Source organism: Paenibacillus sp. 01L418, assembly GCF_056400045.1.
Genome location: NZ_JBFTSN010000431.1, coordinates 1 through 5,265 on the forward strand (window position 1 = coordinate 1; position 5,265 = coordinate 5,265).

Annotated in this window: 4 protein-coding genes and 2 pseudogenes; 4 read left to right on the plus strand and 2 right to left on the minus strand. The window is 38.4% G+C overall.

The annotated features are described in order from the left end of the window. A pseudogene (locus AC1DSE_RS29580) lies at positions 1-148 on the minus strand (SpoVR family protein); the annotation flags it as partial. Positions 149-861: 713 nt separating this feature from the next. On the opposite strand from AC1DSE_RS29580, the gene AC1DSE_RS29585 reads away from it, so the two are divergent. The 4 genes and pseudogenes from AC1DSE_RS29585 to AC1DSE_RS29600 form a co-directional block, all read left to right on the plus strand. Next, positions 862-2,280, plus strand: coding sequence for a TolB-like translocation protein (locus AC1DSE_RS29585; protein WP_441886945.1), 1,419 nt, complete (start codon positions 862-864; stop codon positions 2,278-2,280). 7 nt (positions 2,281-2,287) lie between these two features. Continuing rightward, positions 2,288-3,223, plus strand: coding sequence for a peptidoglycan DD-metalloendopeptidase family protein (locus tag AC1DSE_RS29590; RefSeq protein WP_441886947.1), 936 nt, complete (start codon positions 2,288-2,290; stop codon positions 3,221-3,223). Positions 3,224-3,344: 121 nt separating this feature from the next. Continuing rightward, complete coding sequence (locus tag AC1DSE_RS29595) at positions 3,345-4,001, plus strand: hypothetical protein (RefSeq protein ID WP_441886949.1); 657 nt, start codon at positions 3,345-3,347, stop codon at positions 3,999-4,001. Positions 4,002-4,109: 108 nt separating this feature from the next. Next, a pseudogene (locus tag AC1DSE_RS29600) lies at positions 4,110-4,351 on the plus strand (IS30 family transposase); the annotation flags it as partial. Positions 4,352-4,698: 347 nt separating this feature from the next. Here the strand turns inward: AC1DSE_RS29600 and AC1DSE_RS29605 are convergent. Next, a complete protein-coding gene (locus tag AC1DSE_RS29605; protein WP_441886950.1) occupies positions 4,699-4,980 on the minus strand; it encodes a peptide deformylase in 282 nt (93 codons plus the stop codon). Positions 4,981-5,265: the final 285 nt, after the last annotated feature.

Here is a 5,265-nt window from a genome sequence, read left to right on the forward strand (position 1 = left end):
GCACATGGGCCACGATGAGTTTATTTTGAATTAAAGAATTTCCTTCAAGAAGAAATGCGTAGCAGGGGTTGGAATTAATGACGAGCTCGTAAATCTTACTCAAGCCGAAGTCGTATTGGAGTTTCATTTTATGGAAAGTTTTGTCGAATAACAATGAATATGAAGAAAATTATAATGATTAATAATTGTCAGTATTCACCTATGAAAAAGTTGTGTCATAGTTATCTTTACAATAATTGAACATTTTCAAAAAAAAAGTTTACGCTTGTATATAAACAGGTGTTTGAAATTGTTAAAGCGGATGAAATGAACGATCTATTACTAAACGAAATAGTATACATATAGTACAAACCAAATTGTAACATATTTATAAAATGRCAAAAACATATCGCCAAATAAGTCGTTATGAGCCGATAGATTCCAGTGATGACGAAGCGAAACAATTGATTTATTATTTCTTGTTATTATAGTCATCAAGAGCCGTAATCAGAAGAAAGCTTTTTTGTAACGAAGAATAATTGATATGCCAAAAACCACTCCTTACGAGTAGCGGCTTTTGGCATGAAAGATACGCTGAGAATAAAAGAATACGAGAACGAGATTGAAGATTAGTTCTCGTTAGCACTAATGTTGCTCTGGAGCTGGCTTAACCTGATCGAGCTGTAGAATTTGTAAACTCTTTTTAAAATTAGATAATATTCGACAAGTAAATGGTTTTTTGGTACTATTCCAAATAATGTATATTGAAGGTAACATTTATTATCATTGAAATAATTTCCAATGATTTCAATTTGAATAGATTGGAGAGTGAATGAATTAAGTTCCAACCCAGATGAACCCCAATAATTATTAATGAGAGGAATGAAGAGAACCGTGCAAAAAAAAATAACATCAACGTTAGCAGGTGTACTATTGCTAGGAACAGTTTTCTCAGTTGCATATGCTTCTAATCAGAATAACAATGTGGCAATCAATAAAACAGCTGGTAACCTCGATTTTATCGGTGACGAGTATTACAGGATGCTACAGGTTGATACGGACAATCCTATTTTGCTTAACCGTCTACAAGACCGTGACTACGCAAAAATAAAAGAGTTTCTTGTTGATGAATCTTCAGAGCCGTTGACATTACAAGCTTTAAAAGAAATTGAAGTAGACCCTAATGCTAGAGTTGTTGATAATATGTTACAAGATGGTCGTTTTCTCAAAGAGAACTGGGATGAGTTGCAACACAAAATGATTGAAGAAGCGCTAACTGTTAGAACTTTGAATGGTATCCGAACTAAAGAGCAAATAAATCCACAAGAATTTGAAACGTCCGTAAAAACTAGTCATGGGGATATTGCAATTAAGTTACAGAAAGTTCAAGTTGATGGCAAAACAATAGTAATTCCAAAAAACTCGGACGATATCCCCGTTCAGTTTTCAATTACGCCGGATGGACAGAAGTCGCTGGTTTCTGCGGAGAATGGGCTGTGGCTCGTAAACAGTTCTAATAACCAGTTGGAGCTGTTATTGCCGAGTACATATAACGGGAAAACCTTTGAAGCATTAGCAGAGGAGTCAATGAACTTGTATGGTGAAAATATTGTGGTTTGGAATGAGGACGTTATGTCAAGTCCCGACAGTAAAACACTGGTTTATAACTCTAATAAAAACAATATTAAGACACGTGGATCAGCTCTTTTTGTTTATGATATCACTACTGGCAATGAAACTATTATTGCAGATGCGGAGGGTGCCAATTACTTAGTAGATGGATGGTTGACTCCCGAAAGTGTACTTTGCAAAAAGATTACAAGTTCAGGCATGAAGCAGGTTGTAGTTAGCCTGGATGGGAAGGAAGCTGAACTGGACTTGGTGGGTGAGGCACCGTATATATATGCTGTTCAGGATGGCCTTATTGCTTACGCTACGGCCCTAAGTAGTGGCGAAATTCACATTGCTAAAATTGATAAATCTGGTACGCTCCAAGAAATTACTTCAACCAAATTGAATGGAACAACTAGACTTCGTGCAAGTAACAAAGGGTTCAGTTCGGATAACTCTTATTTTGCCTTTATCTATGTTCCAGATGACGTTCCAGAGGCACGTTATATAAAAGTAATTGATTTGAATTCCGACAAACTAATTGACTTAGACTTTCTGCCTGCAGAATCAAACTCTTCCGCACGTTATTTAGAATTCTCTTGGACAGATGAAAATACCCTGCTTCTTGTTGTTAAAGAGGAAATAAATGAAACGAAAAAAATGTCTACTTGGACATATTCTTTAAGGTGAGGTGAACATGATGAATAAAATTAATCGCAAAGTAGTTCTGTTACTGTTAGCGTTTGGGTTATCTTTTTCGGTTATGCCAAGTGTTAATGCTGCCTATACACCCTACTCCGAAGTATTCACAGGTGCTATTGATGCTACAACACGTTGGTCAAGTCCGATCGAAAATTCAAGTGGTAGTCAGATTTGGCCCACTGTTACCAGCAAATGGAGTGAACCACGAAATGTCGATGGAACTTCACCTCATGTAGGCGTGGATCTAAGTATTAGTACCTCTAAAATCATAGTGGCAGTGGCAGATGGTACTTTAAAAAACCTAAAAGACTCATTAAATACCGTTTCACTAGAAACAGCATCAGGTGTTTATTGCCACTATGAACATATGGTTGTTGCAACTACAACATACCCAGATGGAACTTATGCTGAAGGAGATCGAATTGGAACAGGCGGTTCCGTAGGTGCAGCTGCTGAACATTTACATTTTGGTGCATATTCTAAGAACGAAATCGCTGGCCGAAAAGCCTACCGAACTGAAACATTGTACAGGGATACTGCGTCTTGGAACTATGGAAGAAACCTTGATGTTTTTAGTCAGGCAAAGTTTCTTAGCAGCAAAATTGCTCAAATTACAGTCGTATTCAGTGGTACCGGCAATACGCATACAGAAGTACCATCGGCAGTTACATTGTTCTATAGAACCGCTGGAAGTAGCAATTGGATTCAAGGAGGTGCTATGCAAAGAATTGGAACAACATTTGACTATAAATTCGACTTTCAAAATGTAGTCCCAACTGGAACAAATATTCAATGGATGGCAAGAATTACACGTAATTTAGGTATTACGTATCCTTATGCATGGGCCCCTGCTAAATATTATAGGCCGGATACAAATCCAAATTCTACTTCTAACGCTTATGGTTATTTCCCTAATACCGTAACTTATTGATTTGTCTTTCATTTATGGTTATGAGCCGACTGCTTGCATGGAGTAGTCGGCTTTAACCTTTACTTTTTAAATGTACTAATAAGTTTATATAACGAATTGTATTCTAACTTGGAGGTATACAATGAGGAAAAACATTATTTTTTTGTTTCTTTTGTCAATGGTTTTAACCGGGTGCAGTACTAATTCATCCATGGAGACTAGCCCCAGCCCCATTCCATCTCCTGTAGAAAGTACACCGGTTGCTGAAACGAGTACACCAGTACCATCTGAAACAAATGTCCCAACACCAGAAGTTATGACTAAGCAAGAAATATATGACTTTGATTTAATACGCTCGGATTGGACCAAAGAGAGAATGGAGGAATTAGGACTTAATAAAGAGGTGAATGATAGTGGTGGCGAAACATATTTTTCCAATGATGTGGTTAAATATATCTATTTTGATGCTCGCTCTGTAGAAACAACACCGGCAGTGATCGATGTGTTTGGAGATCATCCGGGACCTCGAGGAGTTCGTGTGGGTGATACTTTTGAAAATGTGATGTCGCTCTTCCCACAAAATGAGGATTGGAGAATTAATGCTAATGGTGTATTTTACGGTAAATATAATCCTGATGCTGCGCAAGATACATGGGGATCATCTGGATATGTTATAACTCAAGATGATGGAAGTAGAGAAGTTTCAATAATTACAGAAGATGTCTACCCATTCGTTAGATTTTTTTTAAAAGATGATGTCTTAACACATTTTACTTTCTTTTTAATATCGGCTAATTAATTGATTTTTTCAATGAAAAAATTATCGGTTTTATAACGAACTAAAAGAAAACATACGAGGCCACTCACTTTGTCAGGTGGCCTTGCATGTTTTCTTGTGTTAAAAAATAGACATAAGGGCAAGCGTCAAAAGCCAATGGAAACACGTGGTCACTTCCTCGTCAGTACACCGATCAGCAAGCGACCGAAAGAAGTCCATAAACGTACGACGTTCGGTCATTGGGAGCTTGATACCGTGGTTTCTAGCCGTGGCAAAGCAAGGCTTGCGCAGCTACTTTCATCGAACGAAAGACGCGACTATACGTTGCACTGAAGATGCCTAATCGAAAGGCTCACTCGATGGAGGTCGCCTTCGGTGTCGTCATGATACGTGATCCTTAGACGTCGCTGCACTTTTTCGTTTCATAGAGGGCGGAGAGTTATTTGTCACCAGCTTAGTTGCTTCTAGGCTTGCTTGCAAGGCTGCCAGAAGATCATTGACATTCGATATTTTTCAGCTGCAGGAGAAGTTACAACATCTACACTTTCACCGGTGACTTTTTGTTCATGAGATCAAGCAAGGCAATACGATAATCGTCCGTATATTTGTTAGGTTCAAATTTCTCACTCAGCTGTTCGATTAGAGCTTTCGCCATACCGAGTTCCTTTTCGTTTTCAACTGTTCGCTGCGGTAGATTGGGGACTTGAGGGATCGTGTCTCATTCGGATAAAACATGCACTCCATTTAAATGATCGATTTCATTACATCGCGCCAAATAGCCTTCTGCCTGAAGAACGATAGATTTAACCTTGCTATTCAACGTTTTAATCTTCACCGATTGAGCCCTATTAACGTAACCGTAATAATCTGGATAAGCTAAACAAGATTCTACTCCCGATCGTGCACCTTCCAACTCTAATATCTCAGGATTAATTAACTCGATTAGTCCATCCCCGCAATCCATGACTATCAATCTTCTCAGGTACCCAAGGCTGTACATAACGCGTCATGTGTCTCGGATTTCACTGACTTGGTTGATTATTTAGAAGAGAACTAATGGAAGCAGCAGAAAGATTATAATCGGATTTCTCTTTTTATAAATGCGCTAAATCAGCTCTGAAATGCAATTTGGAACCATGCAGATGAAGATAACGAAAATATGAACTGTGAGTCCAAGATCCGGAAGCAGCTGGCAACTGCTATCATCGATGGCCAAGAAGTTGAGTTGCGGGGGCCGGTGCGATTGGATATCCTGGTTAAGCAGCATACATGGAACAGTTCTGTT

Bases quoted from the DNA above. Each gene is read 5' to 3' on its own strand.
- AC1DSE_RS29605 (WP_441886950.1), bottom strand. From the start codon at position 4,980: ATGTACAGCCTTGGGTACCTGAGAAGATTGATAGTCATGGATTGCGGG.
- AC1DSE_RS29590 (WP_441886947.1), top strand. From the start codon at position 2,288: ATGATGAATAAAATTAATCGCAAAGTAGTTCTGTTACTGTTAGCGTTT.
- AC1DSE_RS29585 (WP_441886945.1), top strand. From the start codon at position 862: ATGAAGAGAACCGTGCAAAAAAAAATAACATCAACGTTAGCAGGTGTA.
- AC1DSE_RS29595 (WP_441886949.1), top strand. From the start codon at position 3,345: ATGAGGAAAAACATTATTTTTTTGTTTCTTTTGTCAATGGTTTTAACC.